Genomic DNA, 19,471 nt, shown 5'->3' on the forward strand with positions numbered 1-19,471 from the left:
GACAGCCTGGCACAGCCCTCCGACGATCTCGGGTACGCCCTGCCGACGGCGGCGTCAGCGTTGCTCGTCGTGCCCGTAGACGGTCGCCCGCCGGGCCAGGTGCTGCACGACGTAGCTGGTCACCAGCAGCACGACGGCGACAAGCACCTCGATCCAGGCCGCGACACCGTCGGCCACGGTGAGCCCGATGACCAGCAACACCAGACCGACGAGCGCGAGGACGCCGGCCCACAGCTGACGGCGACGGCGTGTGGCCGCCCGGTTCGCCTGGTTCGCTGCCACGTCGCTCCTCCCGGTCGGGAGCCCGTGCGGGTTCCTGACCCCAGGCTATGACCGCCGGGGCCGTCCGACCGGGAAAACCAGAGCGTCCGTCGGCCAGCGTGCCGGCGATGAGCGTGAGCGCGAGGATCCCCGGCCGGCGCGGGGCGCGTCGGCCGGGGATCTCACGGACCGTGCCGTCAGGCGGGAAGCGCCCAGCGCTGGTTGGCGCCGGCGAAGCAGTCCCAGATCTGCAACCGGGTGCCGTCGGCGGAGCTGTTGTCGCTGGCGTCCAGGCACTTGTTGGACTGCGGGTTGCGCAGCGTGCCGTCGGACTGCGCCTGCCAGACCTGGGCTCCGGTGCCGTTGCAGTCCCAGAGCTGGATCTTCGCGCCGTTGGCGGTGGAGCCGCTGGTGATGTCGGCGCACTTGCCGAGCGCCCGCAGGGTGCTGTCACCGGCCACCGTCCAGGTCTGCGCGTTGGTGCCGTTGCAGGCCCACAGCTGCACTGCGGTTCCGTTGGCGGTGCTCGCGGAGGCCACGTCGACGCACTTGCCGCCGATCCCGGTGATCCGGCCGGTACGCCCGCTCGGCGGCGGGGTGGTGCCGCCCATGATGGTGTCGTACATGGCGCTGACAAGCGAGGTCGAGCCCGTGGTGTCCTGCGACAGTTCCCAGTTCATGACGCCGCCGGCGTTGGCGAGCGCCCACTGGGTCTTGCGCTTGACCGTCGGGATGCCGTTGTAGCACTGCTGCACGCCGCTGACGGTGGCGCAGTCCCGGTTGGCGTTGGCCGGGTCCATGCCGACAAGCGCCGAGTACGTGTAGTAGCCGGGGCGGCTGTAGAACGGGATGCCGAGCACTGCCTTGCTGGCGGGCAGGCCGCGCGACTTCCACAGGTTGATGCTGGCGATCGACCAGTCGTAGTTGGCGTGTGGGCTGCCGCCGTCGTACGCCATGATGTTGAGCCAGTCGACCTGGGCGAAGACGGCGGTGGGTACGCCCTGCACGTAGGTGCCCTCGGAGACCACGGCGGCGGTGAGAAGCTTGCCCCTGCTGTGCAGTGCGCTGCCGAGCTGGGTCATGAGCTGGGTGTAGTTGTTGGCCGAGGTCCCCGGGTCCGGGTATTCCCAGTCCATGTCGACACCGTCGAGGTTGTACTGGTTGACGAAGTTGACGAGGTTGTTGACGAAGGCGGTCCGGGTACCTGCGTTGGCGGCGAGGGCTTCGAAGGCCGAGTCGTTGCCGTCGTTCCAGCCGCCGACAGCGATCGACACCTTGACGTTGTTGGCGTGCCCGAGCGAGACCAGCGAGGAGAGCTTGCTGGGGTTCTCCACAGGGCGCAGGCTGCCGTCGTTGTTGGGCAGCACGAAGGCGTAGTTGATGTGGGTGAGTTTGTTGTACTGGATGGTGTTGACGTTGCCGGCCCACGAGGGCAGGTAGCCGACGCTCTTGAAGTTGTTGGGCAGTACGGCGGCCTGCGCGGCGGTGGGGACGAGGGTGAGGGTGGCGCCGGCGGTGGCCAGCGCGAGCAGGCCGGCGGTGAGCGCGCGGCGCAGTGTTGAGGGCATCGGTGGGGCCTTCCCGGGCGGGGGACGACGCCCGCCCGCGCAGGGTTGTCACGGGCGGGAGGTGCGAAAACGCGGGTATGGCCTCGATGCAGCCAAATCTTAAAGAGTGTTAACTGTCGGCGTCAATCAACCCCGGTGGATTTCCCACGGCGGACCCCGCGCGGCTTCTGGGGATGCCCAAACGACCGTTAAGCTGACGGGGTGGGAATCGACGAGCTGCACCCGTCCGACCGGTTGATCGCCGCGCAGCGCGCCACAGCGGCCGCCGGTCTGGACGCGCTGGTGCTCACCCCCGGTTCCGACCTGCGCTATCTGACCGGCTACGACGCACACGCGGGGGAGCGGCTCACCTGCCTGGTGCTGCCCGCCGAGGGTGAGCCCACGCTCATCGTGCCGACCCTGGAACGTCCGGCCGCCGAGGCGTCACCGGCCACCGGCCTGCGCATCGTCGACCACGCCGACGGCGTCGACCCGTACCCCCTTGTGGTGACAGCCCTCGACGGCCCGCCGGCATCGGTGGGGTTGGCAGACCGGATGTGGGCCGAGCAGGTTCTCGCACTGCGCGCGGTGCTGCCCGGCGCCGCGCAGCGGCTCGCCTCCGAGGTGCTGCGCGAGCTGCGCATCCGTAAGTCCCCGGCGGAGGTCGCGGCGCTCGCCGAGGCCGGCGCGGCCATCGACGAGGTGCACCTGCGGATGGGCGAATGGCTGCGCCCCGGCCGTACCGAGGCCGAGGTGGCCGCCGACATCGCCGCCGCGATCCGGGCCGCCGGGCACGTCAGCGTCGACTTCGTCATCGTGGCCGCCGGTCCCAACGGGGCGAGCCCGCACCACGGCACCTCGAACCGGCCGATCGGCGCCGGCGAACCGGTGGTTGTCGACATCGGCGGCACGATGCCGTCGGGCTACCGCTCCGACTGCACCCGTACCTATGTCGCGGGCGGACCCGCGCCGGCCGATTTCCTGGACTACTACGCGGTGCTGCGCGACGCCCAACGCGCGGCGGTGGCGGCCGTGCGACCCGGGGTCACCGGCGCGGGGGCCGACGCCGCGGCCCGGGAACCGATCGCCGCCGCCGGCTACGGCCCCGCGTTCCTGCACCGCACCGGCCACGGCATCGGGCTGGACGGTCACGAGGAGCCCTACCTGGTCGCTGGCAACGACAGGCCCCTGGAACCCGGGATGGCATTCTCCATCGAACCGGGCATCTACCTCGCGGGCCGACACGGCGCCCGCATCGAGGACATCGTCGTCTGCACAACGGACGGCGTGCAACGGCTCAATACCACCCCCACGGAGCTCATCGCCTTATGACTGTCGACCGGATCCTCCCCACCGACGAGGCCCACGACCTGCTGGACCTCGCCACCGAGCTCGCCGACCGGGAGCTCGCACCCAAGGCCGCCGGCTTCGAGGAACGCGCCGAGTTCCCCCGCGACGTGCTGCGCACCATCGGTAGGGCCGGCCTGCTCGGCCTGCCCTACCCCGAGGAGTACGGCGGGGCAGCCCAGCCCTACGAGGTGTACCTCCAGGTGCTGGAGATCCTGGCCAGCCGGTGGCTCGCGGTCGCCGAGGCGGTGAGCGTGCACACCCTGTCCTGCTATCCGGTGGCCGCGTTCGGCACCGACGAGCAGCGCAAGCTGCTGCCGGACATGCTCGGCGGTGAACTGCTCGGGGCGTACTGCCTCTCCGAGCCGCAGGGCGGCTCCGACGCTGCGGCGCTGACCACCCGGGCGGTCCGCGACGGCGACGCGTACGTCCTCTCCGGCACCAAGGCGTGGATCACCCACGCCCGGAACGCCGACTTCTACAACGTGTTCTGCCGCACCGGAGGCCCGGGTCCAAAAGGGATCTCCTGCGTGGTCGCCGACGCCGCGACGCCGGGCATCGCGCCGCAGGCGGCCGAGCGGACCATGGGATTGCGGTCCTCGCCGGTGGCGCAGATCGTCTTCGACCAGGCCCGGGTGCCGGCCGACCGGCTCGTCGGGGGCGAGGGCGCGGGCTTCACGATCGCGATGTCCGCGTTGGACTCGGGGAGGCTCGGCATCGCTGCCTGCGCGGTCGGGCTGGCCCAGGCCGCGCTCGACTACGCGGTCTCCTACGCCCGGGAGCGCCAGCAGTTCGGCCGCGCCATCATCGACTTCCAGGGTCTCGGGTTCGGTCTCGCCGACGCGGCGACGCAGATTTCGGCGGCCCGCGCGCTGACCCTTGCGGCGGCGCGGCTGCGCGACGCCGGGCGGCCGTACTCGATCGAGGCGGCCAAGGCCAAGCTGTTCGCCACCGACATGGCGATGCGGGTGACCACCGACGCGGTGCAGGTGCTCGGTGGTGCCGGCTACGTGGCTGACCACCCGGTGGAGCGCTACATGCGTGAGGCGAAGGTGTTGCAGATCGTGGAGGGCACCAACCAGATCCAGCGGTTGGTGATTTCCCGGTCGCTGGCGAAGGGCTGAGCGGGCTGCGACGGGTGCGGCGGCTTCGCCGTGCCCGTCGCCGTCGGGCCGTTTTCCCGGTAGGTTGCTCGCCGTGGAAGAGATCGACCGCGCTGTCCTCGCCGCGCTCACCGCTGACGGCCGCCTGTCGTACACCGACCTGGCCGAGAAGGTGGGGTTGTCGGTGTCCGCCGTGCACCAGCGGGTGCGCCGGCTGGAGCAGCGCGGGGTGATCAAGGGGTACGCCGCCAAGGTCTCCTTCGAGGCGCTGGACCTGCCGTTGACGGCGTTCGTGGCGATCCGGCCGTTCGACCCGTCGCAGCCGGACGACGCGCCGGAGCGGCTGGCCCACCTGCCCGAGATCGACTCGTGCTATTCGGTGGCGGGGGAGGACTTCTACATGCTGCTGGTGCGGGTGGCCAGCCCGGCTGACCTGGAGCGGGTGTTACAGGAGATCCGCACCTCGGCGAGCGTGACGACCCGGACGACGGTGGTGTTGTCCACCCCGTACGAGAGCCGGCCGCCGAAGATCAGCGCGGGGGGACCGAGTCGGTCGCGGTCCCGGGTGCCGGCGGAGCCGGCTGGTTCCACCGAAGGATGACCCGCCGTCCGTGCTCGTGACCGAGCGCGCTGACGGTGGCGGTGTCCAGCCGCAGGAGGCCGCCTGCGGACGGGGGCAGGCCGACCCAGCGGGCGCCGAGGACCCGCAGGCTGTGCGCGTGACCGACAAGGGCTACGGTGCCCTGGTCCAGCAGCGGCGTGGCCCGGGCCAGCACCCGGTCGAGCCGGGCGCCCACCTGGGCGGGTGATTCACCGCCGGGGCAGCCGTCGGTCCAGATGTTCCACTGCGGCTGGTCGGAGTGGATGTCGACGGTGGTGCGCCCCTCGTACTCGCCGTAGTTCCACTCGACGAGATCCTCGTCGACGCCGTCGACGGTGAGCCCTGCCAGCTGCGCGGTGTGCAGGGCCCGCGTGCGAGGGCTGCTCAGCACCGTGGCGAACCGCCTGCCGGCCAGAAACGCCGCGAGGGTGCGGGCCTGGCGCTCACCGTCGGGGGTCAGCTCCAGATTGGTGTACGAGGTGTGCCGGCGGGCGGCACTCCAGGTGGTCTCGCCGTGCCGGATCAGCAGGAGCTCTCCCATCCGGCCAGTTAACCACCGTGCGGACGGAGGCATGCGGCTCCACCATCCCACCTATCTTCCTAGGATGCCTTACGGGTTGTGCCGACCGGCACCGCCGGTTTCGGCACCCAGAGACCGGGCAAGCGGGTGGGGACAGTCGCCAGACCGAGGAGGCGCGATGAGCTTCACCGAGAAGGCACGTAACAAGGTTGAGCAGATGGCCGGCGCCGCGAAGGAGCGCGTTGGCGACATGACCGACAACGAGCGGATGCGGGGCGAGGGCGCCAGCGAGAAGAGCGAGGCGCGCGCCAAGCAGGCCGGTCAGAACATGAAGGACGCGGGTCGCAACGCGAAGGACTCCTTCACCAAGTGACCTGAGCTGTCCACGGGTCCCCGGGCGTACGACGGCCCGGGGACCCGTGGTGCTGCGGCTACTGTCGCCGGGTGACGGTGCTTCGTTCGCTTGTGTTGTTCGCGCTCGCGGCGCTGGCCGAGATCGGTGGCGCCTGGCTGGTCTGGCAGGGCTGGCGGGAGCAGCGCGGCCTGTGGTGGATCGCCGCCGGTGTGGTGGCGTTGGGCTGCTACGGCTTCGTGGCGACGTTCCAGCCGGATGCGAACTTCGGCCGGATCCTGGCCGCGTACGGCGGGGTGTTCGTGGCGGGCTCGTTGGGCTGGGCGATGGTGGTCGACGGTTTCCGCCCGGACCGGTGGGACGTCACGGGTGCGGTGCTGTGTCTGCTCGGTGTCGCCGTCATCATGTACGCGCCGCGAGGCGGTTCCGTGTAGGCGGCTGAGCGGGGGACACCGAGTCCCTTTCGCGTCTGTCATGATCCGCTGCGTGATCCACTTTCGGCTCCGGCTTCTGGCAGGTGTTCTGGCGGCAGGTGCCGTGCTCGGCGTCACGGCTTGCGGCACCCCGCCCTCCCGGGCGTCCTCGCCGGTCTTCGTGAGCCCGTCCGGTGCTTCGGTCGCCCCGTCGGGCGCTTCGCCGCCGGCGGTCCCTGCTCCGGCGGCTTCGATCCCGGCGGTTTCGGCTTCGCCGTCGGGCGCTGTCGCGGCGCCGGTGAGCCCGCAGCCGACTGGTGTTCCGGGTGCGACGCCGACGGGGATCAGGCCACCGGTGGTCGATCACGGGCCGCGTGTCGGCAACCGGGTGGCGTTGACGTTCGACGCGGACATGACCGACGGGATGCTGCACAGTCTGCGCAGCGGCCGGGTGCGGTCGTACGCCAACCTGCGCATCCTTGACCTGCTGGAGCGGGAGCAGGTGCCGGCGACGTTCTTCCTGACCGGCAAGTGGGTGCAGCGCTATCCGGAGGTGACTCGGCGGATCGCCGGCAATCCGCGGTTCGAGCTGGCCAACCACACGTACGGGCACCTGGCGTTCACGGGGGACTGCTACGGCCTTCCCCGGTTGCCGGCGAGGGGCATGACCGAGGACGTGGCGAAGACGTTCCGGGTGATCGAGCCGTTCGGGGGTCGGCAGACCCGGTACTTCCGCTTTCCGGGCCTGTGCCACGACAAGGCTGCGCTGGACGCGCTCGCTCCGCTCGGGCTGACGGTTGTCGACGGGGACGTGGTCAGCGGTGATCCGTTCGCCGAGGCGTGGCAGCCACTGGTGCGCGCGGTGCTGGACAAGGCGCGCCCCGGGTCGATCGTGATCATGCACGTGACCGAGGCGAACGCCTCGATGACCGACGAGGCGTTGCCGCACATCCTGGCCGGGTTGCGCGAGCGGGGCCTGGTGCCAGCGACGCTGTCGGAGGTCCTGACCGGCGGCTGAGAGTCCGGCGGCTGCTGGCCGAGCAGGGAGGATGCCGCGGCGGGTCGACCTTGCCGCCGAGGCCGTATGCGTTCATGCCAGCCATGGCGGCAAGCACGGCCAGCGGGCTTGATGGGCGAGCGTGATACCGCAGAGTCATATTGATGACGCAGAGGTATCACGCTCGCCGCAGACCTACGTCGCCGTCGCCTATGACGGCCGATGCCTACGACGGCTGACAGCCGACGGCCCGCGGCACCGGGCGCCCTCGCGGCGAAACAGGCGCTCCGGGTGGTGGATCAGTCGTCGCGGTGGTCGGTCCACCACTGCTGCCCGCTGTCGGGCAGGGTGTCGATCGGGTCGTAGTAGGCGTAGCGCTTGTTGAGGGCCTCGAGGTCTGCCGACTCGATGGAGGTCCGGTAGTTCTTGGTCCAGTAGGAGATGCCGCGGTCGCGGTCGTAGTCGGTGAGCATGTGCACCCACCGCTTCCCGACGAAGGGCACGTCGCAGACGATGCGGGGGGTGGCGTAGCCGGGCAGGTAGCCCATGATGTCGTGCTGGAGTTGCTGGGCGTGCCAGACGGGGACCCGCCAGTGTTCGGCGTTGGGGATCATGTCGCACATGTAGAAGTAGTACGGCAGGATCCCGGCCTCGCCCTGGAGCGCGAAGCAGAGGTCGAGCAGCTCGGGTGTGGTGGCGTTGACGCCGCGCATGAGGACGCCCTGGTTGCGGACGTCGCGTACGCCGACGTCGAGGGCGGTCTGTGCGGCCTTGGCGACCAGAGGGGTGAGCGACTGGGCGTGGTTGACGTGGGTGTGGATGGCGAGGTTGACGCCGCGGCGGGCGGCGGTACGGGCCACCCGCTCCAGCCCTTCGACGACGTCGGGCTGCAGCCAGTGCTGGGGGAGGCCCATGAGGGCCTTGGTGGCGAGCCGGATGTCGCGGACCGTCTCCAGTTCCAGGAGGCGCATCAGGTACGACTCGAGGTTGCGCCAGGGGACGTTTGCGACGTCGCCGCCGGAGACGACGACGTCGCGGACGCCGGGGTGGGCCTTGAGGTAGCTGATGTGGGCGTCGTAGCGGTCGACGGGCTTGAGGGTGAGCTTGAGTTTGTCGACGGCGGGGGTGGAGTTGCCGACGAGGTCCATGCGGGTGCAGTGCCCGCAGTACTGCGGGCAGGTGGAGAGCAGTTCGGCGAGGACCTTTGTGGGGTAGCGGTGGGTGAGGCCTTCGGCGACCCACATGTCGTGCTCGTGCAGGGAGTCACGGCTGGCGTAGGGGTGTGACGGCCAGTCGGTGCGGCGGTCGGAGGCGACCGGGATCATGTAGCGGCGGATGGGGTCGGCGAGCAGCGCCTCGGTGGTGGGCGGCGCGAACGGCACCATCGTGTTGATCATTTGGGGTGGTACGAGCATCGACATGGTGGCCAGTGCCTGCTGGTCGGCCTGGACGTCGGCGTAGAAGCTCTCATCGACGAGGTCGCCGAGGACGGCGCGTAGTTGCTTGACGTTCTTGACGCAGTTGACGCGCTGCCACTGGGCGGATTCCCACTGGTCGCGGGTGACGTGGCGCCAGCCGGGGAAGCGGGTCCAGTCGGGTTCGACAAGCGGCTGGCGGCGGTATTCGTACGGCTGCCCGGCGCTCGGCACGGCGACCGGGGCGTGACGTGGTTGAGCGATGGTCTCGACCGGTTGGGTCTGGGTCACGGCCCCTCCTCGGTGCTCGTGGCTGATCATGAGGCTCGAAGGCTACTGGAAAATATCCGGCAAAGAAATTAGTCTGCCGTAAGTTTTCCCGTTACGCGAGCCTTGACCGGGGCTTCGGACGGCTGGGCAGGGGAGGTCGGCGTGACGTCACCGGTGGGACTGCACCGCGTCGTGGAGCCAGCGGGGGTGCTGCCGCAGGCGGCCTGGCGGCTTGACACGTCCGCCGCGATCGCGCCGAACGAGATGCGGATCCGGGTGCAGCGGCTGAACCTGGACGCGGCGAGCTTCCGGCAGTTGTCGGAGAAGCACGGTGGCGACGGGGACGCCGTCCGCGCCGAGGTACTGGAGATCATTTCGACGCGGGGCAAGATGCAGAACCCGGTGACCGGGTCCGGCGGGATGTTGATCGGCACTGTCGAGGAAGCCGGTCGGCGTTCCCCGCTGGGGCTCAAGGCGGGGGAGCGGGTCGCCACGCTTGTGTCGCTCACGTTGACGCCGCTTGTGGTGACCGATGGGCTGGCCCGCTGGGACGGGCGCAGCGAGCAGGTGCCGTGCGACGGGTGGGCGATCCTGTTCGCCCGTTCCATCGCGGCGGTGCTGCCCGAGGACGAGGACCCGCAGTTGTCCCTGGCGGTGCTGGACGTGTGCGGGGCGCCGGCGTTGACCGCGCGGGTGGTGGCGCGCTACGTCGAGGATCGGAGCCGTGCGGGTGATCCGACGCCGGTGCGGGTGGCGGTGATCGGCGGGGCGGGCAAGAGCGGGTCGCTGTCGTTGGCGGCGGCGCGACGTGCGGGTGCGGCGCGTACCGTCGGGGTGGTGCCGGTCGCGGCGGAGCGTGACGCGCTGGTGGCGGCCGATCTTGCGTCGGTGGTGGCGTTGGCCGACGCGCGGGATCCGGTGGGGTTGTCGACGGCGGTGACGACGGCGCTGGGTGCCCCGGCGGACGTGACTGTGGTGTGCGTGGACGTGCCGGGCTGTGAGCACGGGGCGGTGCTGTCCACGGCTGACGGTGGCACTGTGGTCTTCTTCTCGATGGCGACGAGCTTCTCCGCGGCGGCGTTGGGCGCCGAGGGGTTGGCGGCGGACGTGACGATGCTTGTGGGCAACGGCTACGTGCCGGGGCACGCGGAGTTGGCGTTGGGGTTGCTGCGTGCCGAGCCGGGGGTGCGTCGGCTCTTCGCGGCGCGGGTGGCGGCAGACTGAGGTCATGACGAACCCCTCGACGTTGTACCGCGGCGGTGTGCTGCACTGTCCCGCTGATCCGAGCGCTACCGCGCTGTTGGTCTCCGGTGGGCGGATCGCCTGGTTGGGCATTGACGGTGACGCGCCGCCTGCCGACCGGGTGGTGGATCTCGATGGTGCGCTGGTGACGCCGGCGTTCGTCGACGCCCACGTGCATGCCACCGACACCGGGTTGACGCTGTCCGGGCTGGAGTTGTCCGGGGTGCGGTCGGCGGGGCAGTTGCTCGACGCGGTGGCAACGTACGCGGCGGGGCTGCCGGTGGACGCTGTGGTGTTGGGGCACGGCTGGGACGAGTCGGGCTGGTCGGACGCGACGTTGCCGGATGCGGCGGCGCTGGACCGGGCGGCCGACGGTCGGCGGGTGTATCTGTCGCAGGCGTCGATCCATTCGGCGTTGGTGTCGTCGGCGCTGCTGGCGGCGTGCCCGCAGGCGGCCGACGCGGCCGGCTTCGACGCGTCGGGTTGGTTGCGGCGCGACGCGCATCATGTGGTGCGGGCGGCGGCGCAGGGGTCGGTGAGTCGTGCGCAGCGGGTGGCCGCGCAGCGGGTGGCGCTCGCGCACGCGGCGTCGCTGGGTATCGCGGCGGTGCACGAGTGCGGTGGGCCGGAGATCTCCGACGAGGAGGACTTCACCGGTCTGCTGGGCATCTCCGGTGATGGGTTGCCGGAGGTGTACGGGTACTGGGGTGAGCTGGGTGGCGCGGCGCGGGCCCGGGAGTTGGGTGCGGTGGGCGCTGGTGGTGACCTGTTCGCCGATGGGGCGTTGGGGTCGCGGACGGCGCACGTGTCGCAGCCGTACGGCGATGGTGACGGGTGTGGGCACGGGTACCTGTCGGCGGAGCAGGTGCGTGATCATCTGCTGGACTGTGCGGCGCATGGCATGCAGGGAGGGTTTCACGCGATCGGTGACGCGGCGATCGGCACGGTTCTCGACGGTTTCGCGGCGGCGGCGCGGGCGGTGGGTGTGGAGCGGCTGCGGGCTGCTCGGCACCGTATCGAGCATGCGGAGATCATGAGTAAGCGGTTGATCGCCGGGTTCGTGGAGTACGGGGTCGTGGCGAGCATGCAGCCGGCGTTCGACAGGTTGTGGGGTGGCGCGGGCCGGATGTACGAGTCGCGGTTGGGGTTGGACCGGTCGTTGGAGTCCAACCCGATGGGTGCGATGCATTCGGTGGGTGTGGCGTTGGCGTTCGGTTCGGATTCGCCGGTGACGCCGCTGGACCCGTGGGGGTCGGTGCGGGCGGCGGCGGCGCACCACAATCCGGCGCAGCGGATGGGTGTGCGGTCGGCGTTCGCGGCGCACACGCGTGGTGGGTGGCGGGCGGTGCACCTGGACGTCGAGGGGGTCCTGGCGTTGGGGGCTCCGGCGACGTTCGCGGTGTGGTCGACGCCGGCCGGTGTGGATCGGGGTCTGCCGGTGTTGCTGGCCGAGGATCCGGAGTTGCGGGGTCCGGACGATCCGACGCCGCTTCCGGTGTGCCGGCGTCTGGTGCTGCGCGGTGAGGTCATCTACGAGGAAGGGTCGTCGTGAGCGAGCAGTTGAGCGGTGTGGTGTGACCGGAAAGCTTGATCTTGATCCGGTGCTTGTGGCTCGGGCGCGGGAGTTGGCGCGTCGGGCTGGGCAGCCGGTGGTGGACCTGGCCCGTAGTCACACCACGGTGTCGGTGGAGCGGGCCGTGCTGCGGCTGGCTGGGGTGACCGGCGCCGACCCGGACGGCATTCCGTGGGTGAACCGGCTTGTCGACGCGGTCGTCGCGGACATCGGGTTGGGCCACGGTGTGGCGGTGCCGGTGTTCGACGCCCTCGCCCGTGAGGGCATCACCGACGTGACGTTGCTGGCGCAGAAGGCGGCGGCCGGGTCGGTGCGTTTCGCCGTGCCGACCGGCCGCGCCGCGACGAGCGCCCGGTCCGCGGCGCGCAAGGCCGTCGGAGCGGGTGTACGGCGCATCGACCGGCGGCGCGCGGAGCGGGACCGTCTGATCAAGCGGCACGGTGACCCGGCGCAGCGGCCGTGGATCTACCTGATCGTGGCGACCGGCGACATCTACGAGGACATCCCGCAGGCGCAGGCGGCGGCGCGGGCGGGCGCGGACGTGATCGCGGTGATCCGCTCCACGGGGCAGTCGCTGCTGGACTACGTGCCCGAGGGCGCGACGCGGGAGGGTTTCGCGGGCACGTACGCCACGCAGGAGAACTTCCGGCTGATGCGGGCGGCGTTGGACGAGTCGTCGAAGGAGTTGGGCCGCTACGTGCGGTTGACCAACTACGCGTCGGGGTTGTGCATGCCGGAGATGGCGACGCTTGCCGGGTTGGAACGGCTCGACATGATGCTCAACGACTCGATGTACGGGATCCTGTTCCGCGACATCAACCCGGTCCGTACGTTCGTGGACCAGCGGTTCTCCCGGCAGGTGCACGCGCGCGCCGGGATCATCATCAACACCGGTGAGGACAACTACCTGACGACCGCCGACGCGGTCGACGAGGCGCACACGGTGACGGTGTCGCAGTTGCTCAACGAGTTCTTCGCCCACGAGGCGGGGTTGGCGGACTGGCAGTTGGGCCTGGGGCACGCGTTCGAGATCAACCCTGAGGTGCCGGAGTCGTTCCGGTTGGAGTTGGCGCACGCGCTGCTGGCCCGGGAGTTGTTCCCGGACGCGCCGCTGAAGTGGATGCCGCCGACGAAGCACATGACGGGCGACGTTTTCCGGGGCAACCTGCTGGACGGGTTCTTCAACCTGGCGGGCACGCTGACGGGGCAGGGCATCCTGCTGGTGGGGATGATGACCGAGGCGGTGGTGACGCCGTGGTTGTCGGACCGGGACATCGCCCTGCAGAACGTGCGGTACGTGCTGGGCGCTGCCGGTGGGCTGCACGAGGACTTCGTGCCGGCGCCGGGCGGGTTCATCCGTCGCCGGGCCAATCAGGTCCTCGGTGAGGCGCTGGACCTGTTGGAGCGTATCGGGGAGCAGACGCTGCTCACGGCGATCGCCGAGGGCACGTTCGGGATCATGAAACGGCCGGCGGACCGCGGTAAGGGCCTCGCGGGGGTGGCCGCGCACGAGGCGGACTACTGCAACCCGGCTACCGAGATCCTGGAGGCTGGACGTGAGTAGGCAGATCGTGCGGCCGTACGGGGACACCACCGGTGACGGAATGGTGCAGGTGTCGTTCACGCTGCCGGTGTCGCACGACAAGCGGGCCGAGGGCGCGGCGGTGCAGTTGGCCAACCGGATGGGCATCGACCCGGCGATGGTGGTGCACGCCAAACCGATGGGTGACGGGTTCACGTTCTTCGTCGTGTACGGGCGGGTGAACCACCTGGTGGACCTGGACGCGGTGCAGGTGGTGGAGCGGGACTTCGCGCTGCTGTCGGCCAAGGAGGTCAACACTGTGGTGAAGCAGCGGCTGCGGCGCAAGCTGTCGGTGGTGGGGGCCTGCATCGGCACCGATGCGCACACGGTGGGCATCGACGCGATCCTCAACGTCAAGGGCATCGCGGGGGAGAAGGGCCTGGAGTACTACCGGGAGTTGAAGGTCACCAACCTGGGTGCGCAGGTCAGTGTGCCGGAGCTGGTGGAGGCGGCGCGGGTGGAGAAGGCCGACGCGGTGCTCGTGTCGCAGGTCGTCACCCAGCGCGACGCGCATCTGCACAACACCCGGGAGATGTCGGCGGCGTTCCGGGAGGCGATGCCGGCGGGGCGGCGGCCGCTGCTGATCGTCGGTGGTCCCCGGTTCGACGAGTCGATGACCGACGAGTTGGGTGTGGACCGGATCTTCGGTAGGGGCACCACGCCCGGCGAGGTGGCCAGTTACCTCGTGCACGCCCTGATCACGCAGCGGAAGGCGATGGCATGACCGACTCCAGGCTCGGGTTGACGGTGACGCACCGGCGGTATGTGCCGTACGCGCACGCCCACTACGCCGGCAACCTCGTCGACGGGGCGTACGCCCTCGGGTTGTTCGGCGATGTGGCCACTGAGGTGTGCATCCGTACCGATGGTGACGAGGGACTGTTCGCCGGGTACGCCGATGTGCGGTTCCTCGCGCCGGTGCGGGCCGGTGACGTGGTGGAGGTGACGGCGCGGGTGTCGAGGGTGGGCTCGCGCAGCCGCACGCTGGAGTTGAGCTGCGCGGTGGTGTGTCGGGGTCGCCCGGACCGCTCCGAGTCCGCCGCGGAGGTTCTCGACCCGCCGATCGTTGCGGTCACCGCGACCGGCACCGTGGTCGTTCCCGCCGCAGGTGTGAGTCGCGAGGAGTGAGCCGGGGTTGCGAGCCCCGCAGTCGCGAACAGGGGAGGCCTGTGACCCTGGCGGTCTGCGCGGACGTCGGCTCGACGTACACCAAGGCGGCTGTGGTGGATCTGGCCGCCGGTGTGCTGGTGGGTGCGGCGGCCGCGCCCACGACGGTGGGCAGCGACGTGTTGCACGGCTTGGACGCCGCGGTTGCGGCGGCCACCGCCGGGCTGGGTGTGGGTGACGTGCCGTGGTACGTGTGCTCGTCGGCCGGTGGTGGGCTGCGGCTTGCCGTGGTCGGCTATGAACCGTTGGTCACCGCGCAGGCGGGCCGGCGGGTCGGGTTGTCCGCCGGGGCGCACGTGGTGCACGTCGCCGCCGGACGCCTAGGTCGCGCGGATCTGGCGGCGCTGCGCGCGGCCCGGCCGGATGTGGTGCTGCTCGTGGGCGGCACCGACGGCGGCGACGCCGACACGATCACCCACAACGCGACACGGCTGGCCCGCGCCCGCTTCCGGACACCTGTGGTGCTGGCGGGCAACGGTGACGTGCGCGGCGAGTTGACAGGGCTGTTGGAGGCCGCCGGGGTGCCGGTGACGGGCGCTGACAACGTGCTGCCCCGCATCGGGGTGCTGGCGCCCGCCTCGGCGCGGGCGGCGATCCGCGCGGTGTTCCTGCGCCACGTCATCGGCGGCAAACGGCTGTCCACGGGCAGCCGGTTCGCTCGGTTGGTGCGGGCGGCCACGCCCGACGCGGTGCTCACCGGTGTGGAGGTGCTCGCCGACACCATCGGCGGGGACCTCGCGGTCGTCGACGTGGGTGGGGCCACCACCGACGTGTATTCGGTGCTCACCCCCGACGAGCGGGCCACCGGGCCGGGTCGTGAGGTGGCCGGGAGCCTGTGGCGGGCCCGTACCGTCGAGGGTGACCTGGGTATGCGGTGGAGCGCCCCCGGGGTGGTGCGCGCCGCCGTCGAGGAGCGGCTGCTGGCCGACGCCGACGCCGAGGGCCTGGAGTCTGCGGCGGCACGGCGGGCGGCCGACCCTGCGTTCCTGGCCGGCGACGACGCCGAGCGGGCCGTGGACCGGCGTATCGCCACGCTCGCCGCGACCGTCGCGTTGCGGCGGCACGCCCGTGGGGCCGCGACCGGGGAACGCGCCGGCCGGGATCTGCGCGACGTGAAGCTGCTGGTGGGCTCCGGTGGGGTGCTGCGGCACGCTGCCGCGCCGGTGTCCGCTGAGGTGCTGGCGGCGGTCCTCGCCGACCACGCGGGCGGGTGGGCGCTGCCGCGTGCCGCCCGCGCCGTGGTGGACGTGGACTACGTGTTGGCCGCCGGTGGGCTGCTCGCCGAGGAACACCGGGCGGCGGCGGGGGCGCTGCTGCGCCACCATCTGGGCACGCAGTGAGAAACACCGGCCGACACGCCGTGGTACAACACACGACAGGCCGGGGGTGGGTTGACAGGAGGCGGGGTGCAGCACGTACCGTCTTTGAGTCCTACCACGGGAAGCGGCTGTTGTTCGCTTCGTCCCTTCGTCCGCTGGCCGAGCGACAGTTGAGCGTGATCGTCGCAGCGGCCAGGTCCAGCGGGCGGGGGTCGGCGGGGCGGCGCGAACCGGTCGCGGTTACCGGTGTACGGGCAGGGTGAGGTGCACGGCCAGTAGACAACGGCCCGGCGGGGGCAGCCAGTCCGCGTCCGGTCGGTCCGAAGGTCGGCGCTCCTCGTCCTCGCCACACCGGCCGGGGAGGGCCTGGGAGCATCGGGGCGCGGCGCGAGCCGCGCCCCGATTTCATGTCCGCCGGGTGGTCTGTCCCCGGCGGCCCGATGCGGCCGGTGGGCCCGCCGGCCAGGTAGCCTTCGCCCCGTGATCGAGGGGATGCTGCGGTGACGATGCTGGACCGGGACGAGACCCACTCCCCGGCGGTGCCGCCGCGTCCGGTTGCCGCCGGGCGGCCGTTGCCGCTGAAGGTCGCCGCGCCGATGGCCGTCGTCGCCGGTGTGGCGCTGCTGCTGGCGTTCCCGCCGTACGGGATGTGGCCGCTCGCGCCCGTCGGGGTGGCGTTGCTGGCCGCCGCCGCGCACCGCCGCAGGTTGCGCGCCGGCGCCGGATTGGGCTTCCTCACCGGAGTGGCACTGTTCGCGCCGTTGCTGTCCTGGACGAACCTGCACACCGGCTACCTGCCCTGGGTGCTGCTGTCGCTGTTGCAGGCCGGCTACCTGGCCCTGCTGGGCGCGGCCGCCTCCTGGGTGTCGCCGCTGGCCGACCGTGGCCGCTGGGCGTGGCCGGCGCTGACCGGGCTGCTGTGGGTCGGGCAGGAGGCGCTGCGCGACCGTACGCCGTTCGGCGGGTTCCCGTGGGGGCGGCTGGCGTTCAGCCAGGACGACTCGCCGCTGCTGCGTCTGGCCGCGCTGGGCGGCGCTCCGCTTGTCACCTTCGCGGTGGCCCTCACCGGCGGGCTGCTTGTCACCGCCGCGTGGCACGCCTGGGCCACGCGCTCGGCCGCCCGCCAGGCACCAGCTGACCCCGCGCCAACCGACACCGACGTGCGCGACACCGCACCGACCGGCACCGACCTGCGCCACCCCGCACCGGGCGGCAGCACCCTGATCGGAGCGGCGCCCGCGCGGCGGTGGGCACCGGTGATCGCGCCGGCCGTCGCGGCGGTGGCGGTGGTCGCGGCGGGCCTGCTCGTGCCGGTCGCCGCCGCGGGCAGCGGCGCGCCCGTCACCGTGGCCATCGTGCAGGGCAACGTCCCCCGCCTCGGGCTGGACTTCAACGCCCAGCGCCAGGCGGTGCTCAACAACCACGTCGACGCCACGATCGAACTGGCCGCGCAGGTCGCCGCCGGCACGCAACGCCAACCGGACCTGGTGGTGTGGCCGGAGAACTCCAGCGACATCGACCCGCTGCGCAACCCCACCGCCGGTGCCCGCATCTCCCAGGCCGCCGACACGATCCGCGCCCCGATCCTGGTCGGCGCGGTGCTGCTCGGCCCCGGCCCCGGTCAGGTCCGCAACGCGGGCATCCTGTGGCGGCCCGACACCGGGGCGGACATGTCGCAGCTCTACACGAAGCGGCACCCGGTGCCGTTCGCCGAGTACGTGCCCCTGCGCGACGTGGCCCGGATGGTCAGCGACAAGGTCGACCTGGTCCGCAACGACTTCGTGCCCGGCAGCACCCCGGGCGTGGTACGCGCCGGCCCGATCGTCCTGGGCGACGTCATCTGCTTCGAGGTGGCCTACGACGAGGTGGTCCGCGACACCGTCACCGGCGGCGCGCAGCTGCTGGTGGTGCAGACGAACAACGCCACGTTCGACGTGGCCGAGGCCCGCCAGCAGTTGGCGATGGTGCGGTTGCGGGCCGTGGAGCACGGCCGACCGGCGTTGATGGCGTCCACTGTCGGTGTGTCCGGGTTCGTCGCCCCCGACGGGCGGGTAAGCGACGCCACCGGGTTCAACACCCGGGAGGTCGTGGTGCGGGAGCTGCGGCTGCACGACGGACGGACCCTCGCCACCCGTCTCGGTTGGTGGCCGGAGCTGGCCCTGGCCGGGTTGGCCGTGGCCGCCCTGGTCGGCGCGGGGGTGCTGCGCCGCCGGCAGCGGGTCGTGCCCGGGTAGCAGCAGCCGGTACGCCGGCGGGAGCGGAGGAACCGTGATCCAGGCGACCGATACGATCCGGCGGCCCGACGAGGTGCCCGGCGTGGGCCAAGTGCTGGTGGTGATCCCCACCTACAACGAGGCCGACAACGTGGCGGCGATAGTGGGCCGGGTTCGCCGTGCGGCGCCCGCCGTGCGGATCCTCATCGCCGACGACAACAGCCCCGACGGCACCGGCGCGATCGCCGACGCCCTGGCCGAGAACGACCCGCACGTGCGGGTTCTGCACCGTGAGGGCAAGCAGGGCCTCGGGGCGGCGTATCTGGCCGGTTTCGGGTGGGCGCGCGAGCACGGCTACGACGCGGTGGTGGAGATGGACGCCGACGGCTCGCACGCCCCCGAGGACCTGCCGGCGCTGCTGGAGGCTGCCCGCGACGCCGACGTGGTGATCGGGTCCCGCTGGACCAGCGGGGCGCGGGTGGTGAACTGGCCGCTGCGGCGGCTGCTGCTGTCGCGGGGCGGCAACCTGTACGCGCGCCTCGCGCTGGGCATGCCCGTGTCCGATGCCACAGGCGGGTACCGGGTGTACCGGATCAGCGCCCTGGACGCCATCGACCTGGAGTCGGTCTGCTCCCAGGGCTACTCGTTCCAGGTGGAGTTGTCCCGTCTGGCCCACCAGGCCGGTGTGCGGATCGTCGAGGTGCCGATCACGTTCGCCGAGCGGGAGCACGGGGACAGCAAGATGAGCCCGCGCATCGTCGCCGAGGCGCTGTGGCGGATCACCAGGTGGGGTGTCCAGGACCGCCGTCAGGCGGTACGGCGGGGCCTGAACGGCACCTCCACCGGTCAGGTGCGGTGGCCGTGAGCACGGCCGTGTCATGCTGGATGTGCGGCGCGTGTGGGTGTGCCGCCCAAATAGCGATGAGGTGAGATGCGGCGAGGACTGAGGTTCGTACCAGTTGCCCTGCTGCTGGCGGTGCTTGTGGAGTTGGCGGCGTTCGTCCTGTTGGGGCGGGCGGTGGGGTTCGGTGCGGCGGTGCTTGTGGTGTTCGCCGCGTCTCTGCTGGGGTTGGTGCTGCTGCGCCGTGAGGGGATGCGCGCGTGGCGGGGGTTCCGGACGGCCGCGCAGGCCGGGCAGCCCCCGGGGCGGCAGGTCACCGACGGCCTGGTCGGGTTGGCCGGTGCGCTGCTGCTGGCGGTTCCCGGGCTGGTCAGTGGCCTGATCGGGTTGTTGCTGATGGTGCCGCCGCTGCGTCGTCTGGCCCGCGCAGGGGTGCAACGCACCGCCGAGCGGCGGGTGTCGACGATGGTCGCCGGTGACCTGTTCGGGCCGCGTACGGTGCGGGTGCGCCAAGGCGCGCCGCAACCGACGCCGCGTCCGGAGCCGGAGCAGCCGCCGGTCGTCGTGGACGGCGGCCGGGCCATCGAGGGCGAGATCGTCGAGCCCGGCCCACGTAACTGAGGCACAGATACGTCGGGGCCCCCCCGGGGGTGCCCCGGGGGGCCGGCGCCGGGGGTGGGGCGTGGTGAGGCGCGGCCGCGGCGGGGG

General features: G+C 71.6%; 19 protein-coding genes. 15 read left to right on the forward strand and 4 right to left on the reverse strand.

Features of this window, described 5'->3' with window-relative positions:
- Positions 1-54: 54 nt before the first annotated feature.
- Positions 55-282, reverse strand: coding sequence for a hypothetical protein (locus ACPXB1_RS18990; protein ID WP_053661254.1), 228 nt, complete (start codon positions 280-282; stop codon positions 55-57).
- A gap of 176 nt (positions 283-458) precedes the next feature.
- Positions 459-1,829 (reverse strand): glycosyl hydrolase family 18 protein, encoded by a 1,371-nt coding sequence (locus ACPXB1_RS18995; protein ID WP_167943824.1) that lies wholly within the window; start codon positions 1,827-1,829, stop codon positions 459-461.
- A gap of 201 nt (positions 1,830-2,030) precedes the next feature.
- On the opposite strand from ACPXB1_RS18995, the gene ACPXB1_RS19000 reads away from it, so the two are divergent.
- From ACPXB1_RS19000 to ACPXB1_RS19010, 3 genes are all read left to right on the forward strand, one after another.
- Positions 2,031-3,140, forward strand: a complete 1,110-nt coding sequence (locus ACPXB1_RS19000) for a M24 family metallopeptidase (protein WP_425735589.1) — start codon at positions 2,031-2,033, stop codon at positions 3,138-3,140.
- Positions 3,137-4,279 (forward strand): acyl-CoA dehydrogenase family protein, encoded by a 1,143-nt coding sequence (locus ACPXB1_RS19005; RefSeq protein ID WP_053661248.1) that lies wholly within the window; start codon positions 3,137-3,139, stop codon positions 4,277-4,279. The genes ACPXB1_RS19000 and ACPXB1_RS19005 overlap by 4 nt, the downstream gene beginning before the upstream one ends.
- 73 nt (positions 4,280-4,352) lie before the next feature.
- Positions 4,353-4,859: an Lrp/AsnC family transcriptional regulator gene (locus tag ACPXB1_RS19010; protein ID WP_167943825.1), complete on the forward strand. Its 507-nt coding sequence runs from the start codon at positions 4,353-4,355 to the stop codon at positions 4,857-4,859.
- Here ACPXB1_RS19010 and ACPXB1_RS19015 read toward each other — a convergent pair.
- Complete coding sequence (locus ACPXB1_RS19015) at positions 4,789-5,400, reverse strand: histidine phosphatase family protein (RefSeq protein WP_425735590.1); 612 nt, start codon at positions 5,398-5,400, stop codon at positions 4,789-4,791. The genes ACPXB1_RS19010 and ACPXB1_RS19015 overlap by 71 nt on opposite strands.
- 157 nt (positions 5,401-5,557) lie before the next feature.
- Between ACPXB1_RS19015 and ACPXB1_RS19020 the strand changes: the two genes are divergently transcribed.
- From ACPXB1_RS19020 to ACPXB1_RS19030, 3 genes are all read left to right on the forward strand, one after another.
- Positions 5,558-5,752 (forward strand): CsbD family protein, encoded by a 195-nt coding sequence (locus ACPXB1_RS19020; protein WP_053661241.1) that lies wholly within the window; start codon positions 5,558-5,560, stop codon positions 5,750-5,752.
- A 71-nt stretch (positions 5,753-5,823) separates the two neighbouring features.
- The gene (locus tag ACPXB1_RS19025) at positions 5,824-6,165 is read left to right on the forward strand and encodes a YnfA family protein (RefSeq protein ID WP_167943827.1); all 342 of its coding nucleotides are present in this window, start codon (positions 5,824-5,826) and stop codon (positions 6,163-6,165) included.
- Between the two features lie 334 nt (positions 6,166-6,499).
- Positions 6,500-7,162: a polysaccharide deacetylase family protein gene (locus tag ACPXB1_RS19030; protein ID WP_425735591.1), complete on the forward strand. Its 663-nt coding sequence runs from the start codon at positions 6,500-6,502 to the stop codon at positions 7,160-7,162.
- 278 nt (positions 7,163-7,440) lie between these two features.
- On the opposite strand, the gene ACPXB1_RS19035 is transcribed toward ACPXB1_RS19030, so the two are convergent.
- Positions 7,441-8,847: a KamA family radical SAM protein gene (locus ACPXB1_RS19035; RefSeq protein ID WP_053661237.1), complete on the reverse strand. Its 1,407-nt coding sequence runs from the start codon at positions 8,845-8,847 to the stop codon at positions 7,441-7,443.
- Between the two features lie 153 nt (positions 8,848-9,000).
- Here ACPXB1_RS19035 and ACPXB1_RS19040 point away from each other — a divergent pair, with 153 nt between their 5' ends.
- The 9 genes from ACPXB1_RS19040 (at position 9,001) to ACPXB1_RS19080 (ending at position 19,384) form a co-directional block, all read left to right on the forward strand.
- A complete protein-coding gene (locus tag ACPXB1_RS19040) occupies positions 9,001-10,050 on the forward strand; it encodes a zinc-binding alcohol dehydrogenase (protein WP_425735599.1) in 1,050 nt (349 codons plus the stop codon).
- A 4-nt stretch (positions 10,051-10,054) separates the two neighbouring features.
- Positions 10,055-11,620 carry an amidohydrolase gene (locus tag ACPXB1_RS19045; RefSeq protein WP_053661234.1) on the forward strand — a complete coding sequence of 522 codons (1,566 nt, stop codon included), beginning with the start codon at positions 10,055-10,057 and terminating at the stop codon, positions 11,618-11,620.
- 22 nt (positions 11,621-11,642) lie between these two features.
- Positions 11,643-13,205 (forward strand): lysine 5,6-aminomutase subunit alpha, encoded by a 1,563-nt coding sequence (locus tag ACPXB1_RS19050; RefSeq protein ID WP_355594579.1) that lies wholly within the window; start codon positions 11,643-11,645, stop codon positions 13,203-13,205.
- Entirely contained in the window at positions 13,198-13,947 is a 750-nt protein-coding gene (locus ACPXB1_RS19055; protein ID WP_425735592.1) for an OAM dimerization domain-containing protein, read from the forward strand. Before ACPXB1_RS19050 ends, ACPXB1_RS19055 begins: the two co-directional genes overlap by 8 nt.
- A complete protein-coding gene (locus ACPXB1_RS19060) occupies positions 13,944-14,351 on the forward strand; it encodes a hotdog domain-containing protein (RefSeq protein WP_355594577.1) in 408 nt (135 codons plus the stop codon). Before ACPXB1_RS19055 ends, ACPXB1_RS19060 begins: the two co-directional genes overlap by 4 nt.
- 41 nt (positions 14,352-14,392) lie before the next feature.
- Complete coding sequence (locus tag ACPXB1_RS19065) at positions 14,393-15,730, forward strand: glutamate mutase L (RefSeq protein WP_355594575.1); 1,338 nt, start codon at positions 14,393-14,395, stop codon at positions 15,728-15,730.
- 485 nt (positions 15,731-16,215) lie between these two features.
- The gene (gene lnt / locus ACPXB1_RS19070; protein WP_425735600.1) at positions 16,216-17,943 is read left to right on the forward strand and encodes an apolipoprotein N-acyltransferase; all 1,728 of its coding nucleotides are present in this window, start codon (positions 16,216-16,218) and stop codon (positions 17,941-17,943) included.
- A gap of 55 nt (positions 17,944-17,998) precedes the next feature.
- The gene (locus tag ACPXB1_RS19075) at positions 17,999-18,787 is read left to right on the forward strand and encodes a polyprenol monophosphomannose synthase (RefSeq protein WP_355594798.1); all 789 of its coding nucleotides are present in this window, start codon (positions 17,999-18,001) and stop codon (positions 18,785-18,787) included.
- A gap of 66 nt (positions 18,788-18,853) precedes the next feature.
- Positions 18,854-19,384 (forward strand): FxsA family protein, encoded by a 531-nt coding sequence (locus tag ACPXB1_RS19080; protein ID WP_355594573.1) that lies wholly within the window; start codon positions 18,854-18,856, stop codon positions 19,382-19,384.
- The last annotated feature ends 87 nt before the right edge of the window (positions 19,385-19,471 follow it).

Source organism: Micromonospora sp. DT68, assembly GCF_049847245.1.
Classification (GTDB): domain Bacteria; phylum Actinomycetota; class Actinomycetes; order Mycobacteriales; family Micromonosporaceae; genus Micromonospora; species Micromonospora profundi.